At 34.7% G+C, this 22,282-nt stretch carries 24 protein-coding genes and 1 pseudogene; 5 read left to right on the top strand and 20 right to left on the bottom strand.

Annotated features, from left to right (window positions below):
• Positions 1-146: 146 nt before the first annotated feature.
• The 3 genes from tatC to ACK4M9_RS04395 form a co-directional block, all read right to left on the bottom strand.
• Positions 147-878 (bottom strand): twin-arginine translocase subunit TatC, encoded by a 732-nt coding sequence (gene tatC / locus ACK4M9_RS04405; RefSeq protein ID WP_409848361.1) that lies wholly within the window; start codon positions 876-878, stop codon positions 147-149.
• Positions 879-980: 102 nt separating this feature from the next.
• The gene (locus ACK4M9_RS04400) at positions 981-1,181 is read right to left on the bottom strand and encodes a twin-arginine translocase TatA/TatE family subunit (RefSeq protein WP_409848359.1); all 201 of its coding nucleotides are present in this window, start codon (positions 1,179-1,181) and stop codon (positions 981-983) included.
• A gap of 121 nt (positions 1,182-1,302) precedes the next feature.
• Complete coding sequence (locus ACK4M9_RS04395; protein ID WP_409848358.1) at positions 1,303-1,626, bottom strand: hypothetical protein; 324 nt, start codon at positions 1,624-1,626, stop codon at positions 1,303-1,305.
• Between the two features lie 69 nt (positions 1,627-1,695).
• Here ACK4M9_RS04395 and ACK4M9_RS04390 point away from each other — a divergent pair, with 69 nt between their 5' ends.
• Complete coding sequence (locus tag ACK4M9_RS04390) at positions 1,696-2,601, top strand: diacylglycerol/lipid kinase family protein (protein WP_409848357.1); 906 nt, start codon at positions 1,696-1,698, stop codon at positions 2,599-2,601.
• Positions 2,602-2,748: 147 nt separating this feature from the next.
• On the opposite strand, the gene ACK4M9_RS04385 is transcribed toward ACK4M9_RS04390, so the two are convergent.
• The 3 genes from ACK4M9_RS04385 to ACK4M9_RS04375 all read right to left on the bottom strand — a co-directional run bounded on the left by ACK4M9_RS04385 (position 2,749) and on the right by ACK4M9_RS04375 (position 5,061).
• Positions 2,749-3,354 (bottom strand): YpjP family protein, encoded by a 606-nt coding sequence (locus ACK4M9_RS04385; protein ID WP_409848356.1) that lies wholly within the window; start codon positions 3,352-3,354, stop codon positions 2,749-2,751.
• 305 nt (positions 3,355-3,659) lie between these two features.
• The gene (locus ACK4M9_RS04380) at positions 3,660-4,805 is read right to left on the bottom strand and encodes a glycerate kinase (protein WP_409848355.1); all 1,146 of its coding nucleotides are present in this window, start codon (positions 4,803-4,805) and stop codon (positions 3,660-3,662) included.
• Between the two features lie 16 nt (positions 4,806-4,821).
• A complete protein-coding gene (locus ACK4M9_RS04375) occupies positions 4,822-5,061 on the bottom strand; it encodes a YqkE family protein (RefSeq protein ID WP_409848354.1) in 240 nt (79 codons plus the stop codon).
• A gap of 111 nt (positions 5,062-5,172) precedes the next feature.
• Between ACK4M9_RS04375 and ACK4M9_RS04370 the strand changes: the two genes are divergently transcribed.
• The 4 genes from ACK4M9_RS04370 (at position 5,173) to ACK4M9_RS04355 (ending at position 9,241) form a co-directional block, all read left to right on the top strand.
• Positions 5,173-6,159 (top strand): sodium:calcium antiporter, encoded by a 987-nt coding sequence (locus tag ACK4M9_RS04370; protein WP_409848352.1) that lies wholly within the window; start codon positions 5,173-5,175, stop codon positions 6,157-6,159.
• Positions 6,160-6,314: 155 nt separating this feature from the next.
• Positions 6,315-7,340 (top strand): toxic anion resistance protein, encoded by a 1,026-nt coding sequence (locus ACK4M9_RS04365; RefSeq protein ID WP_409848351.1) that lies wholly within the window; start codon positions 6,315-6,317, stop codon positions 7,338-7,340.
• A gap of 19 nt (positions 7,341-7,359) precedes the next feature.
• Entirely contained in the window at positions 7,360-8,268 is a 909-nt protein-coding gene (locus ACK4M9_RS04360) for a hypothetical protein (RefSeq protein WP_409848349.1), read from the top strand.
• A 274-nt stretch (positions 8,269-8,542) separates the two neighbouring features.
• Complete coding sequence (locus ACK4M9_RS04355) at positions 8,543-9,241, top strand: DUF1287 domain-containing protein (protein ID WP_409848347.1); 699 nt, start codon at positions 8,543-8,545, stop codon at positions 9,239-9,241.
• A 151-nt stretch (positions 9,242-9,392) separates the two neighbouring features.
• Here the strand turns inward: ACK4M9_RS04355 and htpG are convergent, their stop codons facing one another.
• From htpG to ACK4M9_RS04285, 14 genes and pseudogenes are all read right to left on the bottom strand, one after another.
• Complete coding sequence (gene htpG, locus ACK4M9_RS04350) at positions 9,393-11,270, bottom strand: molecular chaperone HtpG (protein ID WP_409848345.1); 1,878 nt, start codon at positions 11,268-11,270, stop codon at positions 9,393-9,395.
• 158 nt (positions 11,271-11,428) lie between these two features.
• Complete coding sequence (locus tag ACK4M9_RS04345) at positions 11,429-12,325, bottom strand: oxidoreductase (protein ID WP_409848344.1); 897 nt, start codon at positions 12,323-12,325, stop codon at positions 11,429-11,431.
• Positions 12,326-12,423: 98 nt separating this feature from the next.
• Positions 12,424-13,275: a TIGR03943 family putative permease subunit gene (locus ACK4M9_RS04340; RefSeq protein WP_409848342.1), complete on the bottom strand. Its 852-nt coding sequence runs from the start codon at positions 13,273-13,275 to the stop codon at positions 12,424-12,426.
• Positions 13,276-13,286: 11 nt separating this feature from the next.
• A complete protein-coding gene (locus ACK4M9_RS04335) occupies positions 13,287-14,285 on the bottom strand; it encodes a permease (RefSeq protein ID WP_409848340.1) in 999 nt (332 codons plus the stop codon).
• Between the two features lie 159 nt (positions 14,286-14,444).
• Entirely contained in the window at positions 14,445-15,425 is a 981-nt protein-coding gene (locus tag ACK4M9_RS04330) for a CobW family GTP-binding protein (RefSeq protein ID WP_409848338.1), read from the bottom strand.
• 225 nt (positions 15,426-15,650) lie between these two features.
• Positions 15,651-16,043 (bottom strand): (2Fe-2S) ferredoxin domain-containing protein, encoded by a 393-nt coding sequence (locus ACK4M9_RS04325; protein ID WP_409848337.1) that lies wholly within the window; start codon positions 16,041-16,043, stop codon positions 15,651-15,653.
• Between the two features lie 19 nt (positions 16,044-16,062).
• Positions 16,063-16,785, bottom strand: coding sequence for a class I SAM-dependent methyltransferase (locus ACK4M9_RS04320; RefSeq protein ID WP_409848335.1), 723 nt, complete (start codon positions 16,783-16,785; stop codon positions 16,063-16,065).
• A 219-nt stretch (positions 16,786-17,004) separates the two neighbouring features.
• Positions 17,005-18,186: a GTP-binding protein gene (locus ACK4M9_RS04315; protein ID WP_409848334.1), complete on the bottom strand. Its 1,182-nt coding sequence runs from the start codon at positions 18,184-18,186 to the stop codon at positions 17,005-17,007.
• Between the two features lie 23 nt (positions 18,187-18,209).
• Positions 18,210-19,298, bottom strand: a complete 1,089-nt coding sequence (locus ACK4M9_RS04310) for a CobW family GTP-binding protein (RefSeq protein WP_409848333.1) — start codon at positions 19,296-19,298, stop codon at positions 18,210-18,212.
• A gap of 71 nt (positions 19,299-19,369) precedes the next feature.
• On the bottom strand, positions 19,370-19,639 hold the full coding sequence (gene rpsN, locus ACK4M9_RS04305) for a 30S ribosomal protein S14 (protein WP_409848332.1): 270 nt from the start codon (positions 19,637-19,639) through the stop codon (positions 19,370-19,372).
• 170 nt (positions 19,640-19,809) lie between these two features.
• Positions 19,810-20,799, bottom strand: a complete 990-nt coding sequence (locus tag ACK4M9_RS04300; protein ID WP_409848331.1) for a CobW family GTP-binding protein — start codon at positions 20,797-20,799, stop codon at positions 19,810-19,812.
• A 124-nt stretch (positions 20,800-20,923) separates the two neighbouring features.
• A complete protein-coding gene (gene dcd / locus ACK4M9_RS04295) occupies positions 20,924-21,463 on the bottom strand; it encodes a dCTP deaminase (protein WP_409848330.1) in 540 nt (179 codons plus the stop codon).
• A 36-nt stretch (positions 21,464-21,499) separates the two neighbouring features.
• Entirely contained in the window at positions 21,500-21,931 is a 432-nt protein-coding gene (gene sufU, locus ACK4M9_RS04290) for a Fe-S cluster assembly sulfur transfer protein SufU (RefSeq protein ID WP_409848712.1), read from the bottom strand.
• Between the two features lie 216 nt (positions 21,932-22,147).
• Positions 22,148-22,249 (bottom strand): annotated as a pseudogene (locus tag ACK4M9_RS04285) (magnesium transporter); the annotation flags it as partial.
• Positions 22,250-22,282 lie beyond the last annotated feature (33 nt).

The raw sequence follows: 22,282 nt of genomic DNA, 5'->3' as shown, positions 1-22,282 counted from the left end.
GAACTATCCCTCTCTCAACACAACCAAAAAGGCTGTCCATAAGCAAAATGCTAAACTGCTACTGTTCTAAGAAAGATAGCACCAAATTTAGCATCATCTTTCATACAGTGGGGCGAGTTAACATTTTACTGGACAGCCTCATTCACTTATTTATTTTCTAATTGTCGTTCACGTTTGACTTTCTTGCGATAAACAATCGTTGATAAAACGATACTCACTTCATACAAGAAGATAAGTGGAATAATTACTAACACGTCAGAGATAAAATCTGGCGGTGAAATCAAAACTGAGATTACGACAATAAAGAAAAATGCATATTTTCGATTTTTCTGCATTGCTTTTGGAGTAACAATTCCTAAGCTTGTTAAGAACATTACAACCAATGGCATTTCAAATAAAATACTGAACGGAATTGTCATTCGTAAAACAAAACTAAAGTACTTATCCGTAGTAAACATCATCGTAAACATTTCCCCACCTAAACCGACAAGGAAATTCAGTACTAGTGGCAATACTACAAAGTACCCAAATGATAGTCCTGCTATAAATAAAAATAGCGATGCAGGGATATACATCAAGGTTACCGCTTGTTCACGTCTAGTCAAAGCTGGTTTCACAAATAACCATATTTGGAAAATGATGATAGGTATTGTTAATCCGATAGCAATAACACCAGCAAGCATAAAATAAACGTAAATAATGTCCATTGGCCCTAAAACAGTTAGTGGCATATCCAAATCTTTAACAAACCAATCATAAATTTCCTTTACATACACAAAGCTGGCAATAAAAAAGATAATAAATGCTCCTAAAATGATCATTATACGCTTTCGAAGTTCATCCAAATGATCAAGGAGATTCATACTTTGATCAGTCATGCTTTAACAGCTCCTTAAACAACATAAAAAGATGCAAGACGGACAATAACAGATCTCACATCTTTCACAATTATATTTTTCTGATTTTTTCTTGATTATATATTATTTTTTAGATTTTGAGTTACCCTTTTCGTCTTCGAACTCTTCCATAACATCATTTGTTAGTTCACGGGTTGATGACTTAAATTCTCTTAATGTCTGACCAACTGCTTTCCCTAATTCTGGTAATTTCTTTGGTCCAAAAATAATTAATGCGATAACAAGGATCAATACTAAGCCTGGAATTCCGATGTTTGTTAACATTAGTTGCGCCCCCCATATAAGTAAATAGTAAAATGTTATTTACTTTATTCATTACCCCACTAGTATACATGAACCTATTTATATATTCTACAGTATGTTTTTATAGTTTTTATTTTATTTATTAATTATTCACGTCAATTTCAATACTTCGGAGTAGGTCATCAACTGAAATACCTTGTCCATAATCGATTCCAAGTTTTAACGGTGGATTTTTCAACTTATTTAACTCAGTTTGCTCCCTAGTATATCCTTGTAATAAAACTTCTTCGACAACATGTTCGTTTTCTTTTCGGACTTTTTTCATATTTACATTAATGGAAACTTCAGCTAAATTATGAGCGTACCTTTGAGGAGACTCTTGTTTAAATACAATTAGATAGACGAGACTTCCCCAAACTAACAAAAATAAAAATATGACGACACTTAAAATTAGCCATTGTTTCATAGATTTGCATTCCTTTCTATTTCTACATCCTTAGACTCATAGTATACTATATTATATAAAAAGTAGGACATGTTCAAGAAAATAGGTGATCAATTGTATTTATTTATCATTAATAATCATTCTGGAAAAGGAACAAAGGTTTGGAAGCAGACGTTACCGTTATTATTAAAGATGGGAATTGAATTTAAATCCTATTTAATAACTAAACCCGATGATTTAGTTGATCTCAAATTAGATATTTCTACCATAAATGTAAAAGCATTAGTTATTATTGGTGGCGATGGTACAGTCCACCATGCTTTGAGATTTATAGAGAATACACAGGTGCCGTTAGGCATTATCCCTGCAGGGTCTGGAAATGATTTTGCTAGAGCATTAAAAATCCCCAAAAATAGTCGAAAAGCGTTAAGAAAAATTCTAAATGGACAAACTGAAAGAATTGATTTAATAAAAGTCAATGACGAACTTTGCACGACAATTGTTGGCGTGGGCTTTGACGCTAAAGTCGCTGAAATCACAAATCACTCTCGACTAAAGCCATGGTTAAATACCTTTAAGTTAGGGAAGTTGGCATATGTTTTTGGAGTACTTAAAGGGGTATTTTCATATCAGCCGACGGACCTAACCATTAATATAGATGGCAAAGAGAAAGTTTTCTCTAATGTTTGGTTAATTGCCATAGCCAATACGCCTTATTATGGTGGTGGCTTAAAAATATGTCCTGAGGCAGACAAGGCCGATGGAATCGTAAATATTTGTGTTGCACACTCTTTATCAAGGCTTGAGCTTTTAATGTTTTTTCCTCTAGTGTTTCTAGGAAAACATACACTTCACCGTTGTGTAGCAACTGATAAAGGAGAAGTAATCAATATCTCATCAAAGAGTACTACCACTGTTCAAGCAGATGGAGAGATGTTAGGGAATACACCGGTTTCCATAACCGTTTTAAAAAGTCATTTAAACGTAATTATTTAATCAGAACAACATTACATTATACTTAATTCTTAATCATTTTAATCTAAAAAAAGAGGCTAACCGATAAGTGTACGGCTCATCACGTGGTGAGCGATACTTATTTAGGAATAGCCTCTTTTGTTAAATTTAATTATATAAAGCGATAAACTATGACATCCATTTCGGCGGAGTATTTTTAGCCCAGTAAATATCACCTAAATCAAAATGTTGTTCGAATTGATCATTCACTAGATGGTAGTGAAAATTAAACGAATGACCTTCACGAGGGTGATTTACTCTACGCACATGAAAACGAGCAACATCCAATCCTGTTTGTTGGTTAAAAATATGAAAGATTTTTTCCCCATAACCATTTGAAGGTTTTTCAGATACTTCAAAACTTACTAATTCTTCCTCGCGAGCCTGGTTAGCTAAATCACGAATGACTTCTTCAATTTTCGGAAGAATGACCTCTAAAAATTCATCCCCTACTGCATCAGCAATTTTCGGACCAAACTTTTCAAGTGATTGTCGCTTTGCTTGCTCTGAAACGTATGAAATAAACTGTTCATGAATATCTACTATATCATCTGTATGATTTAACTCAGATTTTTCATTAAAATTAGTTAAAGGTAATTCGGAAAGTTGTTTTTCCTCGTCTACTTGTACCTCTTGATCAGAAGCTTCGGCATCTAAGTAGGTTGGCGGGATAAACATACCGAACGTCATAAAGGTAATTAAGACTACTGAAAGTTTAGTCAACCAAAGTCTCATATGTAAACGCCCCTTAAGTACTTTTCTATTATTTTACCACAACTAAACTAAAAGTCTATGAAAGTATTTTCTAGGAGCCATACGCAGATACCATTTTATTCGTTGAAAAAACCTAACCAATTTCAGACGCTCGTTTAGGAAATCGAGCGACATCTTCTTGATCATTGGTTTAATATTTATCAATAACTGTACCATCCTTACCCAAACTGAAGTAAGTATGGTCTAATAAATAAAAAGTAAACAATAACTAAGATAATAAAAGCTGCGATCGATAAATATTTCCTGTTCACATTCATACCCCCTTTCTATTTATGATTTTGTTTTGCTATTCTCCATAACTTAGCAACGTTTACCGATGTTTCATACAAGTTCATTTCTGCCTTTAAAAGCACTTCTTGTAAAGGCATCGCTGTTGGTATTGTTGCAAATACAGCGTCAATTCCACAATCATACACTTTTTCGTAACCTTTTACATATGACCCAGCTATTGCGATAACTTGAACACCATATTTCTTTGCTAGCTTAGCCACTCCAACTGGAGTCTTTCCAAATGGTGTTTGCTCATTTATTTGTCCCTCTCCTGTAATGACAAGATCAGCATCTTTCATTTTATCTTCTAATTTTGTTACATCAATGACAACATCAATTCCCTTTATCGTCTTTGCGTCTAAAAAAGCCATTAAACCTGCACCAAGACCACCTGCTGCCCCACTACCTGGAATATTAGTTACCTCTTTATGAAGGTATTGGCTAATTTTCTTACCATAGTGTTCTAAATTATTGTCAAGTAACTTCATTTGTGACTGAGTAGCCCCTTTTTGAGCCCCATAGACATAAGAAGCGCCATTCAACCCTGTAAGCGGATTTGTGACATCACAAGCAACTTCGATCAATGTGCTCTTTATTCTATTATCTAAACTTGACGTATCAATATGTTCAATTTCGTTAAGTAAATAAGCATATGGAAAAAATGCCTGACCTGATTTTTTAATAAATTTAACGCCTAGAGCATGGGCCATTCCTGCTCCGCCATCGTTTGTAGCACTCCCACCAATCCCAATAATGATTTTCTTCACGCCATAATCAAGAGCTTTACTAATAAGCTCTCCTGTACCTATTGTTGTAGTATAAAATGGGTTCCTGGCTGCTGGAGGGACAAGGTGAAGCCCAGATGCTGATGCCATTTCAATTATTGCCGTTTCCTGATCCCCTAGGAGCCCAAAAAATGCTTGTACTTCCTCTTCTAATGGTCCTCTTACAGGAACCGAAATAAGCGTTCCTTTTGTTGCATCGACTAATGTCTGAACTGTCCCTTCGCCACCATCAGCCATTGGTACTTTTGTGATCGTTGCCATCGGAAAAACAGTACGAAATCCCTTTTCAATGGTATCGGCTACTTGTTTAGCTGATAAGCTTTCTTTATAAGAGTCAGGTGCAATAACAAGCTTCATCAGTTCTCACTTCCCACTATTTGTAGTTTGTCCAATCAAGGCTGCTCTCATTGAGTAAATCTTCAAACGATTTATTTTTTTCTTTTTCAACTTTACGTTGTCTTTCCTTCTCCCTTGCTTCTTCTTGCTTTTTAATCTCTTCTGTTTTTAACTCTTTACTCGTTTGTTTTAACTTTTCTAAAACATCTGGACTAATCCGTTCGTTTAAATGAATTGTACCATCATCTTTTTGTTTTTGCTTTTTATGTTGTTTCATCTTTTCACCCTCTAAAAAAAATTTACCACCACTTTCATATCATTTAATTTTATCAATAAGTGCATGATAATCAATACACAAAGGAAAAATCCTCAACGAGAGGTGATAATCATGTTATTTTTGCTATTTTTTCTTGTAGCTGTTGTTACAGTCCTTACAGCCACGAAATTATCTACTTATGCAGACGTTATAAGTGAAAAAACAGCCATAGGTGGCATGTTAATTGGCTCGATGTTATTAGCAGGAGCAACCTCACTTCCTGAAATTACGACGAGTTATACAGCTGTAATGCTTAATAATCCTGATTTAGCAGTAGGTAGTATACTTGGTAGTAATTTATTTAACCTTGTTATTCTTGCGTGTATAGACCTTTATTTTCGCAAAGATCAATTTTTTGAGCGTGTTTGGACACAGCACCGGTATACAATCGGGATAGGTATTGCGTTAATGTTTATTGTCCTGTTTTCATTACGTCTAAACAGCATGTTTATTATTTTAGGAATCGGCGTTGATACGTTTATTATTCTAACCTGTTATATCTTAGGAATGATTATCCTATCGAAATTAAAACAAACTTCTAAAAATAAGGAGATTGAGACGCCACGAGAAGTGCCAATTGCCAACTTAACCGCAAGAAAAGCGATGGTTCGCTTTTCGGTGGCAGCAGTCATCATTCTAATCACAGGATCAATATTAACGATAGTTGGTGATCGAATTGCAATTGTGACTGGACTTGGAGCAAGCTTTGTAGGAAGCTTTCTAATTGCAGCATCTACTTCTCTACCTGAAGCAGTTGCTTGTTACGTCGCTTGTAAGTTGCGAAATTTCAATTTAGCGATCGGCTCCATCTTAGGAAGTAATTTATTTAATATTTTAATTTTATGTGGGACAGATATCTTTTATCGTCAAGGACCATTGCTAGTACATGTGGAACCAATTCATGAGCTTACAACATCACTAGTTATCTTTTTGTACCTGCTAACATTTTATTTATTAATTCGAGTTAGACCTAAAACAACGTTTAATTACTCAATTCCATCACTACTGATTCTTTTTTCTTATATTGCAACGAGTTATTACATCTTTCTTTATTCTTAACTATTTGGAAAAGTCACCAGACTTTTCCTTTTATTTTACTATAAGCCTTGAAGGGATAATTATTTCATTATATAATTCAGGAGAAAATTAGCGATAATTGAAACATTTTCTTTGTATATTCGTATGAATCATTAGAATAGCTTGGAGGGATACTAATGGAAGAAAAAAACACATTTAAGTTAGACATAGATCATAAAGTAAAAGAATATTTTCAGCCGTTAAACGGTGAAGAAGACGTAAACAGATTACTTGAACGGTTAAATGGTTTAGGGGCAGATGCTCAAAAAAGTGCCGGAGAATCCCTTGAGGCCCTCAAGAGGCCTGTAAAAGAAATGATGGATCAACCGAACAATGAACTTCCTAAAAATTTATTAAAGCTTCGAGAGATCGTTGCTGAACTTGAACCTAGCCATTTAAAGAAAGGGCAAGTCCAAGGCTTAATCGATCGTTTATTAAGAAGAAATCCAATGGAACAATATGCAAGAAAATATAAAACAGTTGAATCTCAAGTAGACAACGTTATCGGAGCTTTACTTGTTGGTAAAGATAAGTTGCAAGAAGATACGGTTATGCTTCACCAATTAAAGGAAGTTGCGATCTCTCGAATTAATGGCTTAAATGAACAGATTGAAGTAGGAAAAAAGCTAAATTATTTGTTAGAAGAAAAAATGTCTGAAGACGATTGGGCAGACAAGAAGCCAGCTCTTATAAAAGGACAACAAAAAGTCATTTCCCGTATTAAAAACATGTCACAAGCTGTTCTTGTTCTACAACAATCATTAGCAAGTGTTGATTTAATTGTTGAAAACAATGAAAAACTTGAGGAAGCAATTTTCAATGCAATAACAATGACTAAAAATATTATTACTGTGACAGCTTCGATTCAATTAGCACTTGGGAATCAAAAAACAGTGATCGATGCCGTTAAAAACGTTAATGAAGCAACTGAAGCCATGCTTTTATCTAATGCACAAATGCTAAAATCCAACACTGAAGAAACGTTAAAAATGCTTGAGGAACCGGCAATTGCTATTGAAACCTTCCGTAAAGCGTATGAGGATGTCTATTCCGCTATCAAAATAACCGAAAGTTCAAATGAAAGAATTATTGAAAGTGGCAAACGTTTTATTGTTGAGTTAGATGAGTTGAATACGCAAATGAAACAGAAATTATTAGATTAATTAGTGAGGAGGGTTGTTAATGCCCTTATTTTCGCGACTTTTTGAAAATCCTTTTTTTGAAAATTTACTTCCGGATCGGCTCAAACCTGTAAAAGATGAATACATTTCTGACCAATATAGCCAGGCTCTCTTTTCGGAAACTGAAAAGTTAATCGATGATATTGTCCAACTTTCTGAAATGGAGAGAATTAACCGTATTTTTAAACGAAAAACACCCCAATTTAAAATCCTGCTTAAAATTAAAAAGAAGCGAATGCGCTTAGATTTTTGTGACATCAGGGGCTCGGAGGCTCCGATTAAAAAGCGGATAATTATTGATGTCTATCGGAAAATTTTCAAAGCAAATAATGGAGTTGGCAAGGTTGTTGACTCAACTATATACTATACGTACCAAGGACAATCATTTGTTCGTTCTGTCAAACGTTCTCCTTATTTGCAAAGTATCTTTTATAAATTAGATATGCTCGATGATGCACTCACTGGTAGGTTAGTCAGGCATAATGAACTTGAAGTAAGACCTCAAGTTACGAACAGTCCAATCACTGAGAAGCAACAAGAGCTACGGAACCTACTTGTCGAAATGAAACGCATTTCAAACCATAACCATAGCCTTGCCGTTGATCCAATTATTGAACATCGTCTAGGAAGAATTGTCCACCATATTGAAAAAATTACACCTGACTTTCATCTGCTAGAAGTAGAAGATCGCCATATGATTAAACGAGTTCTTCGGGAAGACCTTCCGAACCTGCTTCATTCTTTCATATCTTTAACTCCCCAGCAACAGCTTGCTCAAAAAGAAAATGTTTTTGTCGCGATTTCGAGAATTGAATTAAAGATTCTTGAAATAATTGATCAAATGGAAAAAATGAAATTGGAGAGAATGGAACATCTGTTAAGGTTAAATAAGGTCCGCTATGATAAATAGAAAAGAATGAGAAAAAGCGCTTGAACCCGATTGTGGTTTTAGCGCTTTTTGGTATCATAAGTGTTATATAATTAACTTAATAAGTAAAATACTACATGCCTCCACTATCTAGGCTTTAAAAGTCCGCTGGATTTCCTTTCTCTTCGCTGTAAAATTCTAAAGAATTTTAGAGGCTTGTTCAAGGAAATCCAGCGTAACCTAATCTTCTAAAATATGGTTATTAGTCTTCAAAAGTAGTAAAATTATAATAAAAATACTAGTGATGAGGGATTTCATGAACCTAAAAAAATTATTCATTCTTTTTGGCACTTTTGCAGTAATTGGTGGCTTAACCTTTATTACCTTTTTTAGAAGTGGCCTTATTCTTGATTTTATGAATATCAACATTGAGTCTCCGTTTACAAAATCAGTCATTGTTCCAGATGATTATGCTCAAATTGATCGGAATAACAATGGCATTCCAGACCCGATTGATATCGTAAACGCTGCTCGGGTAGAGGTACAACAGCGGACAAAATACGAAAGTAACTATTATGATGGTGGTTACCCTCCAGATGATGAAGGAGTTTGTACTGATGTTATTTGGCGTGGTCTCTTTGGTATAGATACTAACTTAAAAGATTTAATCGATGAAGATATTGAGAAAAATACAAGTTTATATCCAAGAGTAAATGGAAAACCAGAACCTAACATTGATTTCCGCCGTGTCCCAAATCAATACGTTTACTTCGAAAGATTCGCTCAAGTGCTAACAACTGAATTAATTGCTGGGGATATTGAAAATCTACGGCAATGGCAACCCGGTGATATAGTTGTCTATTTAGACGGTTTTCACCATGTTGCCATTGTATCTGATCGCCGTGCAAAAGATGGTACACCTTATATTATTCATAATAACCCACCGTTCGCCGCAGAAATTAAGTTAAAGTCAATCAAAACACCGATTGCAGGTCATTATCGCTGGAACTATTAATGTGGTACAGAACAAACAAATAAGGCTGCCCTAAAACAAAGTATCAGACACCGCTAGACACCAAATATAGACATGTGATAAATCTGTACGTCTATATTTAATAGGATCCGCGTGGTGTTAGACACTTTTAGGACAGCCTCATTTGATAGGATTACACCATTATCTTACAAATATCATTCGTAAATTCTAATGGATCATTTATTGGTAAGCCTTCAATGAGAAGTGCTTGGTTGTAAAGTAAGCTAGTAAATAAAGCTAATTTCTCTTTATCGTTTGCAAAAGCATCTTTTAAGGATTTAAAAACATCATGATTGATATTGATCTCTAAAACCTTATCTGCTTTAATGTTTTGGTTATCTGGCATCGCTTTTAAGATTTTCTCCATTTCAATCGTCACTTCGCCATCAGTAGTTAAGCAGACTGGATGCGTTTTTAATCGTTTTGAAATTCTTACATCCTTTACTTTATCTCCCAGAGCTGTTTTCATATATTCAAATAGCTCTTTATTCTCATTTACTTCGTTTTCATCCGTTTGATCTTCTTCTGCTGCAATCCCTAAATCGCCACTCGATACTGACTTAAATTCTTTTTCTTTGTAGCTCATTAACATCTTTATAGCAAATTCATCAATGTCATCAGTAAAGTATAAGATTTCATAGCCCTTTTCGCTTAAAAGCTCGGTTTGCGGTAGTTTTTCAATTCGCTCATGGCTTTCACCAGAAGCATAATAGATGTACTTTTGATCTTCAGGCATTGCTGCAACATATTCATCTAACGTTACTAGCTTCTTCTCTTTTGAAGAATAGAACATTAATAAATCTTGTAGCTCTTCTTTATTCATTCCAAAATCATTATAAACACCAAATTTAAGTTGTCTCCCAAATGAACCATAGAACTTTTCATATTTCTCTCGCTCATTTTTCAGAAGTGATTGCAGTTGGCTCTTTATTTTACTCTTAATATTTTTGGCAATAAGCTTTAATTGGCGATCATGCTGTAACATCTCCCTAGAAATATTCAGCGATAAATCTTCTGAATCAACCATTCCTTTAACAAAACTAAAATAGTCTGGCAATAAATCGGCGCACTTATCCATGATTAAAACGCCGCTTGAATATAACTCTAACCCCTTCTCAAACTCTTTCGAATAAAAGTCGTAAGGTGTTTTTTCTGGAATATACAAAATCGAATTATAGCGGATCGTTCCGTCAACACTAATGTGAATATGTTTTAACGGTTTATCGAAGCCGTAATGTTTCTCATTATAGAAGTTCTCATAATCTTCAGTTGTAAGTTCACTTTTGTTTTTTCGCCAGATTGGAACCATACTATTAATTGTTTGCTCTTCTTGGTACTCTTCGAATTCAGTATCCGTTTCACCTTTTGGACGACTTGTCGTAACATCCATTTTAATTGGGTAACGAATAAAGTCAGAGTATTTTTTTATAATTGCTTTTAAGCGATATTCTTCGAGAAATTCATCATAAGATTCATCTTCGGTATTTTCTTTTATTTTCATGATGATTTCCGTACCGACAGTTTCCTTTTCATACGGTACAATCGTGTAGCCTTCTGCCCCTTCAGACTCCCATTTGTATGCCTGATCGCTTCCTTGCGCTTTACTGATTACGGAAACAACGTCTGCAACCATAAACGCTGAATAAAATCCGACCCCAAACTGCCCGATGATATCATGGCCATCCTTGAGTTCAGTTTCCTTTTTAAATGATAAAGAGCCACTCTTAGCAATTGTACCAAGGTTCGTTTCGAGTTCTTCCTTTGTCATTCCAATTCCAGTATCAATGAGCTTCAATACCCGATTATCTTTATCCGCAACAACTTTGATAAAGTAACTATCTTTATCAAAAACTACGTTATCGTCTGTTAAAGCTTTGTAATAGAGCTTGTCAATTGCGTCACTAGCATTCGAGATTAATTCTCGTAGAAAAATCTCTTTTTGAGTATAAATCGAGTTAATCATCATTTCTAATAGTCGTTTCGATTCTGCTTTGAATTCTGTTTTTGTCATGATCATTTCTCCCTTCAATTAGTAAACTTACTGATATGTAGGTATGGCGTAGGCAAAAGGTGACAGAAGGATTAGCACTCTACTCACATGAGTGCTAATCCTTCTTTTTATTTACCATATTGATTTAGTTGTGTCAACAATTTTACCACTAAAAACTGCTATGAAAAGTCATAAACGACTCCTGTTAATGTTTCTGAAACATCCCATAGCTTTTCCATCGTTTCTCTATTATAGACACTAGCGGCTGGAGTTTCGAGCGCAGGATTTCCGGTACGGTTACCTCTACCATCTGGTCCTATATATTCACCACCGCTCAAGCTCGCTTCAGTTGCTGCGTAAATCGTTGGTAAAACACCCATTTCCACAGATTGAAACAGCCATTTTAATAATTTTTGCAAAAGCTGCGGTGAATCTTTTTTCCCAAGCTTAAACAAATTCGTCGCAGTAATCCCAGGATGGCAAGCTAAACTAATTGTTGAAATCCCATGTTGTTTGAACCTCTTATCTAATTCTTTTGCAAACAGTAAATTGGCTAACTTACTTTGCTTATAAAAGTTCATCGGCTTATATCCTTTTGATCCATCCAAATTATCAAAGTAGATTGACGCTCCTCTATGGGCAATACTACTTAGCGTAACCACACGAGAGCCTGGCGTATTTTTCAATAAAGGAAGCAACAAGCCAGTTAGAGCAAAATGCCCTAAGTGGTTACTACCAAATTGTAATTCAAAGCCATCCTTTGTTTGGCCATAGGGCGGATTCATAATACCAGCATTGTTAATTAAAATATCTAAATTACTAAATTTCTCATTAAACTTTGCTACAAAACTTCGAACACTACTTAAATCAGCGAGATCTAACTTCATGACTTCGATTATCGCATTTTTATTGACACTTTTAAGAGCTGCGACTGCATCTACACCCTTTTGTTCGTTTCGAACAGCCATAATCACATGAGCACCTTGATTAGCGAGGATTTTGGCCGCTTCTAAGCCGATCCCACTATTAGCTCCTGTCACAACGATTGTTTTTCCTGTTAAATCTTGTTTATCCAAATGTATACACCTCTGTTCTTAGAATTCCAACCTGCCATAATTTCATGAACAGCTGATTTTGTATAATTATAGCATATTTTGTCATATATTATTATTCTTTAACTCTGATTTTTACTTGGATAAACATAAGGCTCTTTTGGTTGTTTCATTGGCTCCCATTTCTTGACCTCAATTAACGGGATTGTACGTTGGTTATGTGTACTTACCTCTAGAATACCCTGCACTTTTACCCATGAATTTTCAATGATTTCGATATTTTCTTCTAGTTTAACTAAGACACCAATAACACTTGCATCAGCTACACAATGAGTAACAAGGAACCTAGCTATTACCCAATGGTTTTCATCAGAAGATTCATCCTTCAATACAAAGCCCTCTAGTTGAATAGGCTTTCCCTTAAATAGTTCAGCGTTTTGCGAGATTATATTTACATGAGATGCAAAGTTATTTGAATCTAAGACAAGGAAAGTTTCATTTAAAAGGTTCGATTGTTGCAAAAGTGTGTCTGTTATTAACAAATCTTCATCACTGCAATTTAACTCCTCTTGATCAGCATGATTTGACGAGGTAATAAACACGCCTCTTTTTGAGGCAATTGATGCATCTAGGTCTTTCCCAGGCAATAAAAAACCGGTAGCTAAAGGAATTAAGATAATGCCATATGATAGGACAGTTTTAATAGAAAAACGTTGCATGTAGCCATCTTCATGATTACACCCCCATGGACCGCAGTTACTATGGTCTTCATCTACTTCGGAACGATCTCTCCATATTCTTGGTACTTGGATAAAAAAGAGAAACAAAAAAATGACCGAAGCAATCTGACTAAACAATACATACTGGGGGTTTATAAATCTGCCAATATTTCCAGTATGGTGTAACATGAAAATATAGGCAGAAAATGATAGTAAAATAAGAGCCCTTAATGCTTGTAACCAATGAAAGTTCATCCGAATCCTCCTTATATCAAGTTATCAAATATCATTAAACATCCCCATACAACGAACGTTATTATCGTAATTAACACAATTACAAATTTAAATTTAAAAATACTCATCATCATAATCGTATTTTTCAAATCTAACATTGGACCATAAATTAAGAATGCAAGTATTGAAGTTTCAGGAAATAAGTGACGAAATGAAGCTCCAATAAAAGCATCTGCTTCAGAACAAAGCGATAATAGATAGGCTAAACCCATCATCACAATCGTAGAGGCTACAATCCCGTCCCCTAACCCTAGGATTGCTTTTGTAGAGACATATGTTTGAACAAATGCCGCTAACAAAGCTCCAATCACCAAATATTTTCCCATGCTAAAAAATTCATCAATTGCATGTTGATACATATGTTTAAATCTCTCTCCTAATGGAGGTTTCGTAACATAGGACTCTCGTCCAATTTCTTGTCCTTTTTTTAATTGGCTGCCTTTAAATAATAAGCTAACGAATAATGCAATAATTAGTGCAATAAAAAAACCTAGTGCCATTCTTAAAACTGCTATTCTTAAGTCTTGGCCAAAAGCCATATAAGTCGAATATGTAACGATTGGATTTATTAATGGACCAGTTAACAGAAAACCAACACCTGCAAAAATGGGTACACCTTTAGCCACCAAACGTCTAACAATCGGAACGATCCCACATTCACATGCAGGAAATAACGCTCCAACTACACAACTAACTGTAACGGCTAAAAACCGATTTTTAGGGATCAATTTACACAATTGATCTTCCGTTACAAAAACTTGAATCATCCCTGCAATGAAGACACCTATCAAAACGAACGGTATTGCTTCAATTAGAATACTTAAAAAAATCGTATTAAACATTAATAATGAAGCCGGAATAAACAACACTGTAGTTGAAATTCCCTCGCTTATTTTCACTAAATATACAACTAAGACGAAAATCATAAATGCTGTTATCTCTACTAAATTGGCTTGTATTTGTCTTAACATATGACTCCTCCATAACTAATTTCATAATAGGAATATATGCGGACAAAGTTATAAAAGACCGTTAAAACAACATAATTACGATTTAAAACAAAAAAAGCGCAGAGCGCTTGGAGTTAGACACCTTTATTTTTTTATTTATAGTTTAATGAATTTTATTAGTTATTGCGCAATTAACAGTCGCTCCCACTCTTTTTTTATTAATTCCGCATTTAAGTCGATGCCAATCATTACAATATAATGGCTACCACTAAAATTGGTACTTTCCCATGACGTACGTTTTAGGACTGTTTGCATTAAATACGTTTTTTCTTTAATCGGTACAAATCCTTTCGCCCTAAGCAAATTTGGTCGCCATTTTTTTAAAAATTTCTCTATTTGTCCGGTGTTCGTATCAAAATCGATTGGCAATGAGATTGTATTAATTCTTGAATACGAGTGAGTATGGGTCTGTTTAGGATGAGTGTGTTGATGGTGTTCAACCTTCTCTTTGCCTATCTTAATAATCATTTTCTGTTCATTATATGGCTTAATATCAGCAAACAACTCACCCAAATCTATTTCACTATAAGTGGAATAATAAATAGGGGATACACTGTTGTGTTTGCGGATTATTTTTTCAATTTTTAACTTTCGCCCATCCGTTACTAAGTCTACTTTATTAATAATTAATAGGTCTGCAACTTCAATTTGTCTGCGATTTGTTTCAACAATATTTCGATCTGATTCTAAAATACTGTTATATTCTAAAATATTTTCTGCATCTAGTACTGAGATAATTTTTTGAACCGATAAGCGATCGATTAATTGAGGCTCAGTCATTGAGTCCACCACTTCTTCTGGATTTGCTACTCCGGTTAACTCTATTATTAGGACATCAGGCTTTTGTAGAAGTAACTTCTCTATGCATTTTAAGACTTCATTTTTTTTACTACAACAAATGCATCCATCTAATAATTTTTCCATTATTTCATTGTTCTGTTCATTTATAATATTCCCATCCGTATCAGTACTTCCTAGTTCATTCATTAATACTGCTGGTTTAAGATTTTTCTTATTACACTCATGTAACATCCGTTTTAACAGTGTCGTTTTCCCACTACCCAAAAAGCCACTTAAAATGAATACAGGTATCTTTGACATGATCTCACCTCTGAAAGCAATTTTAATCTCTTTCATCAATATTAGAAACAATTCGTAATTATTCCTATTTATAATAAGTTGTCATATTCTAAGAGTTCATAAATACAAGTCACTTACTGAATTGAACAAGCCTCATTCATTCTAAAAGATTGCTCCCATTTCTATATGTATATAAGATACCAATAGTTACTCCGAAAGAACAATTATTACGCCACTTATTAATTATTAGAACTTCTTTGAAACTTTAATAACTGTTTCTCGATCTTTATCTTTTCCTAATAAAGTTCCTACTGTCGGTACAAACCCACTCCCCTCAAAATAATGACTAACTTTTTCTTCTAAACAATTTTTCATTAAGAGTCTTTCGATCAAAGGAGAAGCATCTTCACTAGTCATCTCTTTGTACCAATGTCCATCTGGATAACTTATAACTACGCATTTATCATGACATCTTCCATTACAAAGAGTTCTCGTCGTATGAATGGAGCAGTCTAACGATCTATCTGCGATTTCTTTGCGAATTGCTTGAGTTAATTGCTCAGCGCCAGCCTTATTACAACTACTCCCATTACATATGAGCAGATGAAGGTGTGTTTCTGTTAAATTCCAGGTCGCCAACTTTGCTACCTCCCTTTCTTTACTTTTGACAAATATAGATTAACCTCGGTGAATTCTCAGCGATATAAGGGCTTCCATCATAGTTTCCAAATAAGTGGAGTGGTTTTAATGAATTATTTTCTAGCATCTTTTTAATTTGCTTTTCTGAATAAAGTTTAACTCGCTCTTCATAAATTCGCTTTGAATACAGATCTTTCATAATAATTCGTTTTACAACTGTGTTCGTAACAATTTTTCGATACTCAAGTATTTCTGTATCATCTATTGATTTTTGTGAAAACGGCACCAAATTGCCTTTTATAAACATTGGATTTAAGTAATCAAAGAGAAAATATCCACCTGTCTTTAATGAAGAATAAACACGGGAAAACACCCGTTCATTTTCACTATCTCTATCAAAATAACCAAAGCTTGTAAAAAGGTTGGCAACGATGTCAAACTCATTTTCAAAATTGATTTCTCTCATGTCTGACTTAACGTAATTTATTTCTTCACGATTCAAATGCTTTTTTGCTTCTTGCAAAAGGGCAAGTGATAGATCAACTCCTGTTACTGTTAATTTTTGATTTGCAAACCAACGGCTATGTCTTCCAGCACCACAGCAAAGATCTAGCAATTTCTGACCTTCTTGATACGGGATAAATTTCATTATATTCTGTAACTCAGTTTCTGCATTTTCATTTCGATGATTATAGATTTTTAAGTAATCTTCTTGAAAGTGGTCTTCATACCAACAACCCAAGATACTCCCTCCTAAAAAACATTTAAAAATCGTAATTATTACGATTTAATTCAATTCTAACACGGTGATAGTGTTTTTGTAAAATCGATTAAGATATTTAATTCGACATATAGTTAATACTCAAAAAACACCTTCATGCAAAAAAAGGTTCTCAGCTAAAAAACATAACTGAAAACCTATCGGTCTATCTAGTTTGCTATAATCTTACTAATCTATCATTTAAACATCCCAAGGAAATGGATCAACAAATGTCGACCAATCTTTGTCATATTCTTCAGGGCTAATTAAACAGCGATCAAGCTCTTTTGTAAGTTTTTCTTTGTCCATATCGATTCCAATAAAAACAAGCTCTGTCTTACGATCGCCAAACTCTGGATCCCATGTTTCTAATAAGTGCTTATTGTCTCGTAAAATACTTTCTTGTTCTGCGCTTGGTAAAGAAGCAACCCAATAAGAGACAGGCTCTAGCGATTTTGCTGGACCTGCTTGTGATAAAAGAATTGCAAGGTTGTTTCTTGAAGCACACCAAACAATCCCTTTTGCTCGAACTACTTCATCAGGGAAATTATCGGACCATTGCACGAACCGCTCGGAATGAAATGGCAATGTACGTCGATAAACAAATGAGCTAATTCCATACTCCTCTGTTTCCGGAGTATGTGCTTCTTGTTCCAATTCTTTCAACCATCCTGCAGACATGCTGACCTTGTCGAAATCGAATAGCTTTGTATCTAGAATTTCATTTATATCGACATTACTATAATTGGTTTTAATGAACTTTGCTTGTGGCTGAAGTTTTTTGAGGACTCCTTCTAACTGCCTAACTTCTTCTTCACTTAACATGTCACATTTATTTAGAATTAGGACGTCGCAAAATTCAATTTGATCAATAAGTAAGTTGCCAACGTCTCTCGTATCATCCTCACCTAGCGCTTGCTTTCGTTCTAGTAAACTTTCACCACTATCAAAATCGTGCCAAAATCGATTAGCATCTACTACCGTTACCATTGTATCGAGGCGGCAAAATTGCGTTAAGTCAATTCCCATTTCCTCATCTATGTATGAAAACGTTTGGGCTACTGGGATTGGTTCCGATATTCCAGTCGATTCAATGACGATGTAATCAATATCACCTTGTTTTGCTAGCTTTTCTACCTCTAGTAAAAGATCTTCACGGAGTGTACAACAAATACAACCGTTTGACATTTCGACTAATTTTTCTTCGGTTCTCTTGAACCCTCCTTTTTCTATGATATCTGCATCAACATTAATCTCACTCATATCATTAACAATAACCGCAACTCGTAAGCCATGGCGATTTTTCAGAACGTGATTTAATAATGTAGTTTTCCCAGAACCTAGATAACCACTGATTACTGTAACGGGGATTTTTTTAGACATTTTCTTTACTCCTTTAATAATAATTAATTCTCTAATAAACTCTTACAAGTCACACATGCTTGTTGAAGCTCTTCACTTGTCACTAAGCAACTATCCAATTGCTTGATAATCTCTTCCCTATTTAAGTCGATCCCAATAAAAACTAATTCTGTTTTTCTACCACTAAATTTGCCTAGATAATCAGTTTTTCTCTGAAAATAGTCCCAATCAGCCCCCTCCTCTAACGTTAAAGAACGCCCCGCTTGCGACAACAATAAAGGAGTATCCAATTCCGAAATTGACCAAAGAATTCCTTTTGATCTGATAATTTCTGGCGGAAAGTATTCGAACCATTGTTGAAAACGTTCAGGATGAAATGGAATGTCTCTTTCGTAAATAAAAGAACCTATTCCATAATCATCGACTAATTGAAATCGATTTTTCTTTTTCATCAGTGCAGAGATCCAACCTGCGGACATTTTTATTTTGCTTATATCAAGCTCATTCTCATCTAAAACATCTTGAAGATGAATTTCACCAGTAGTTGTTTTGATGATGGAAGCTTCTTTTTGCAACTTTTCTAGCAACCATTTTAGTTCATCGCTACTTTCTTTACTAACAGCCGAACATTTATTCAATATTAAGCTACTACAAAATTCAATTTGTTCAACTAAGACATCTGCTATTGACAAGTGTTCGCTGCATTCCACCTCATTAAAGAGCACCTCTGTATTAGAAGTAAAATCAAACCAAAAGTTTTTGGCATCGATCACTGTCAGTACCGATTTAAGAGAATATGGTTCTTGCTTATGATTTTCAAGGAGTCTTGCAATAGAATAGGGTTCTACCGTACCAGCCAATTCAATAAATATATTGTCGGCCGAGCAATCTTTTGCTAACTTATCTAAAGTACTTAACATCTCATCAACAGTCTTCGCATGGAACAATGAAGAACAATGATGATGAGTAGTAGTCCTTTTTCTAACATCATGAATTTGTTCAACTAATGTCACATTTGCTGGCTCGTAAGTAATAACAGCTGGACGTTTACATGCTGTTCCTATTTGATTAATAATGGTTGTTTTTCCACTACCAATATAACCACTGACAAGAACTATTGGAATTTTCTCCATATAAATATAAACACCCCCTAAAATCGGTATTACATCTTAGTGAAAAGAAAAACTCCCGGGTGGGAGATTGCTTACCAACTAGACTTCTTCACTCCTGGAACTTGACCCTTATGAGCTAGCTCACGAAATTTAATTCGAGATAACTTGAACTTTCTCAACACACCTCTTGGTCTTCCTGTAGCTTCACATCTTCTTACTAGACGCGTTGGCGATGAATCCCTTGGCAGTTTAGCCAAAGCTTCATAATCTCCCTTTTCTTTTAACTCTCTACGAATATCCGCATATTTTGCAACAAGTTCTTGTCGTTTTTTTTCTTTTGCTACCATAGATTTTTTAGCCATTTTAAGAAACTCTCCTTTTAAATTTACAATGATAGTCGTAATCATTACTATTTTAATGTTCCAAATATCTTTACATCACAGTAAATATACTCATCTATACTAGTGACAAAACCTATTTATTCGTTTTGCTACTTCTCTCCTTCTTATACTGCATTCAATAACTCTCTACGTTAATTTGCAATACATGCATTAAATTGTCGCTCTAGTTCTAGCCTATTTAAATTTTTCCCGATAAAAACAAGTTCTGTCACTTTCGTCTCATGATCACGCCATTTCCGATCCGCCTTTCCAGCAAAAAGCATATGGATGCCTTGAAATACGATTCGTTCCTTCGAATCTTTGATATGAAATATACCTTTATATCGCAATAAGTCTTCGCCTTTTTCTTGTACTAAATAGCTCATCCACTGATCTACTTTTCTTATATCAAGAGGTTTTTCTTCGCGAAATGCGATTGAAGTAACTTTATCGTTATGATGGTGGTGATGATGATCGTCTAAAAAGTGGGGATTAATTTCTAACTTTAAATTAAGATCGAAGCTATTTATCCCTAAAATGTCCTTTAAATTAACATTACAATTTTCAGCATATAATCGTTTTGCTGCTGGATTCATCTGAATTATTCTTGATTCGATATCCGCCAATTCCTCATCAGTTACTAAATCGGTTTTATTTAGAATGATAATATCTGCAAAAGCAATTTGTTCTTGGGCCTCATCCTTGGTATCAAAATGTTTTGTGATATGGAGACTGTCAACCACTGTGACAATACTATCTACTTCAAACTTCTCAGAGACGATTTCATCCATAAAAAATGTTTGGGCAACTGGTGCTGGATCTGCAAGTCCCGTTGTTTCGATAAGAACTCTATCAAACATTACATCTCCTTGTTCCATAGAAAAAGCAAGTGTACGTAAAATTCGAATGAGATCGCCACGAACGGTACAACAAATACAACCATTATTCATTTCTACGATTTCCTCTTCAGAATTTACAACTAGCTGATTATCAATTCCTACTTCTCCAAACTCATTTACAATAATCGCTACTTTCTGATTATGCTTCTCTGTTAAAATTCGATTTAGCAGGGTTGTTTTTCCTGCGCCTAAATATCCCGTCAAAATAGTAACGGGGATTTTTTTTTGTTTGCTAAGTACCATACATTTCCTCCAATTTCCTGTTTAATAAAACGACATCATTTCGATTTACACTGGGTATTATTGCCTTCTTTACAAAAAAAATACTTACTACTTTAAGTTTATTTATATACGTGGACGCAAAAAACTAATTTATATCTTTATCTTTAAAAATTCTGCTTTGGGTTGCTCCTTTTTGATTTAAGTACTTGCCCGCATAACCTTCTGCTTCTTCATTCACTTCAGCAATAACCAATTGGCAAATGCGTCTTCCAACAGTTAATTCGATTGGTAGGCTATTAGCATTAAATAATTCTAATGTTATTTGACCTCTAAAACCGGGATCAACCCAGCCAGCATTTTGAATAAATAACCCTAAACGACCAATTGAACTTCTACCTTCTACAAATGCCGTTAAGTGATTTGGAAGTTCGATTGTTTCCTTCGTTGTCGCTAATAAAAAGGAGCGAGGGGGGATAATAATTGAGCCATTTTGTGGAATAATCTCTCGGTACTTGGCAGGCTTATCTAAAGATAAAATTCCATTTACATGTTCATCAATCGTAAGAAAATGATCACCTAGGCGCAAATCAACAGATGCAGGTTGAAATTGTTCTTCTGATATTGGTTCAATTACTAATTCCTTCACTTTTACTTTCTCTGCAATTGTCTTTCCTGTTAAAATCAAGTGTACTCCTCATTTCTATTGTTTTCTTTCTAGTGCTTAAGATTTTTCAATTACTCGATCAAAGGCTTGCCAAGCCATCAGTGCGCAATTATGACGGGCTCTTAATTTATGAACTCCTTGTAATGATAACGAATCTCCTAAATCACAGTCCTCGGCAACTTCACCAGTCTTGATGAACTGCTCCATTGCACTCCTTAGTTTCAATGCCTCATCCATAGGTACACCTTTTAGTAACTCTGTCATCATTGATGCAGATGCCATACTAATGCTACACCCTTCTCCAATAAAGGAGATATCTTCAATCACCTGTTCTTCTGATAGCTTCATAAATAAAGTCATAACATCTCCACAGGTCGGGTTTTTATAATGTAGGTGCTTAACATTTGTCCCATCAAGCTTTCTATGATTACGCCTATTTTTCGAATGATCTACAACTAATTGGCGGTATATTTGGTCTAACAATCCGATCACTCCCTCGTATAAAATTCTTCATTTACTTAACAGAAGTAATAGTAGAATACATACAATACACTATCTAAATAATAATAATTACGATTTATAATAAATAATACCCCGTCATTGGGTTTATGTAAAGAAAAACGATCAATACTATTCTTCCAATTTGCTCACAAAAATTAAAACGACTACTATAAAAGTAAATCGTTCCAATTTTTGTGGTTTTTCTTATAAATACTTTAATAGTAATGAAGCTATTGAAAAATATGTTAACAGTCCAATGATATCATTAATTGTTGTAATAAATGGACCAGAAGCAACTGCTGGATCAAAAAAACACCTTCACGAATGAAAGTGCTTTAA

The organism is Anaerobacillus sp. (assembly GCF_046314235.1).
In the GTDB taxonomy this organism is placed as follows: domain Bacteria; phylum Bacillota; class Bacilli; order Bacillales; family Anaerobacillaceae; genus Anaerobacillus.
Note: the sequence above shows the minus strand (reverse complement) of the source record. Positions and strands in the feature narration are given on the sequence as shown.

Bases quoted from the DNA above. Each gene is read 5' to 3' on its own strand.
- ACK4M9_RS04400 (WP_409848359.1), bottom strand. From the start codon at position 1,181: ATGTTAACAAACATCGGAATTCCAGGCTTAGTATTGATCCTTGTTATC.
- ACK4M9_RS04360 (WP_409848349.1), top strand. From the start codon at position 7,360: ATGCCCTTATTTTCGCGACTTTTTGAAAATCCTTTTTTTGAAAATTTA.
- ACK4M9_RS04385 (WP_409848356.1), bottom strand. From the start codon at position 3,354: ATGAGACTTTGGTTGACTAAACTTTCAGTAGTCTTAATTACCTTTATG.
- tatC (WP_409848361.1), bottom strand. From the start codon at position 878: ATGACTGATCAAAGTATGAATCTCCTTGATCATTTGGATGAACTTCGA.
- ACK4M9_RS04365 (WP_409848351.1), top strand. From the start codon at position 6,315: ATGGAAGAAAAAAACACATTTAAGTTAGACATAGATCATAAAGTAAAA.
- ACK4M9_RS04315 (WP_409848334.1), bottom strand. From the start codon at position 18,186: ATGTCTAAAAAAATCCCCGTTACAGTAATCAGTGGTTATCTAGGTTCT.
- ACK4M9_RS04330 (WP_409848338.1), bottom strand. From the start codon at position 15,425: ATGTCAAAGATACCTGTATTCATTTTAAGTGGCTTTTTGGGTAGTGGG.
- ACK4M9_RS04370 (WP_409848352.1), top strand. From the start codon at position 5,173: ATGTTATTTTTGCTATTTTTTCTTGTAGCTGTTGTTACAGTCCTTACA.
- ACK4M9_RS04390 (WP_409848357.1), top strand. From the start codon at position 1,696: ATGTTCAAGAAAATAGGTGATCAATTGTATTTATTTATCATTAATAAT.
- rpsN (WP_409848332.1), bottom strand. From the start codon at position 19,639: ATGGCTAAAAAATCTATGGTAGCAAAAGAAAAAAAACGACAAGAACTT.
- ACK4M9_RS04375 (WP_409848354.1), bottom strand. From the start codon at position 5,061: ATGAAACAACATAAAAAGCAAAAACAAAAAGATGATGGTACAATTCAT.
- ACK4M9_RS04335 (WP_409848340.1), bottom strand. From the start codon at position 14,285: ATGTTAAGACAAATACAAGCCAATTTAGTAGAGATAACAGCATTTATG.
- ACK4M9_RS04395 (WP_409848358.1), bottom strand. From the start codon at position 1,626: ATGAAACAATGGCTAATTTTAAGTGTCGTCATATTTTTATTTTTGTTA.
- ACK4M9_RS04355 (WP_409848347.1), top strand. From the start codon at position 8,543: ATGAACCTAAAAAAATTATTCATTCTTTTTGGCACTTTTGCAGTAATT.
- ACK4M9_RS04380 (WP_409848355.1), bottom strand. From the start codon at position 4,805: ATGAAGCTTGTTATTGCACCTGACTCTTATAAAGAAAGCTTATCAGCT.
- ACK4M9_RS04310 (WP_409848333.1), bottom strand. From the start codon at position 19,298: ATGGAGAAAATTCCAATAGTTCTTGTCAGTGGTTATATTGGTAGTGGA.
- ACK4M9_RS04340 (WP_409848342.1), bottom strand. From the start codon at position 13,275: ATGAACTTTCATTGGTTACAAGCATTAAGGGCTCTTATTTTACTATCA.
- htpG (WP_409848345.1), bottom strand. From the start codon at position 11,270: ATGACAAAAACAGAATTCAAAGCAGAATCGAAACGACTATTAGAAATG.
- ACK4M9_RS04300 (WP_409848331.1), bottom strand. From the start codon at position 20,799: ATGGTACTTAGCAAACAAAAAAAAATCCCCGTTACTATTTTGACGGGA.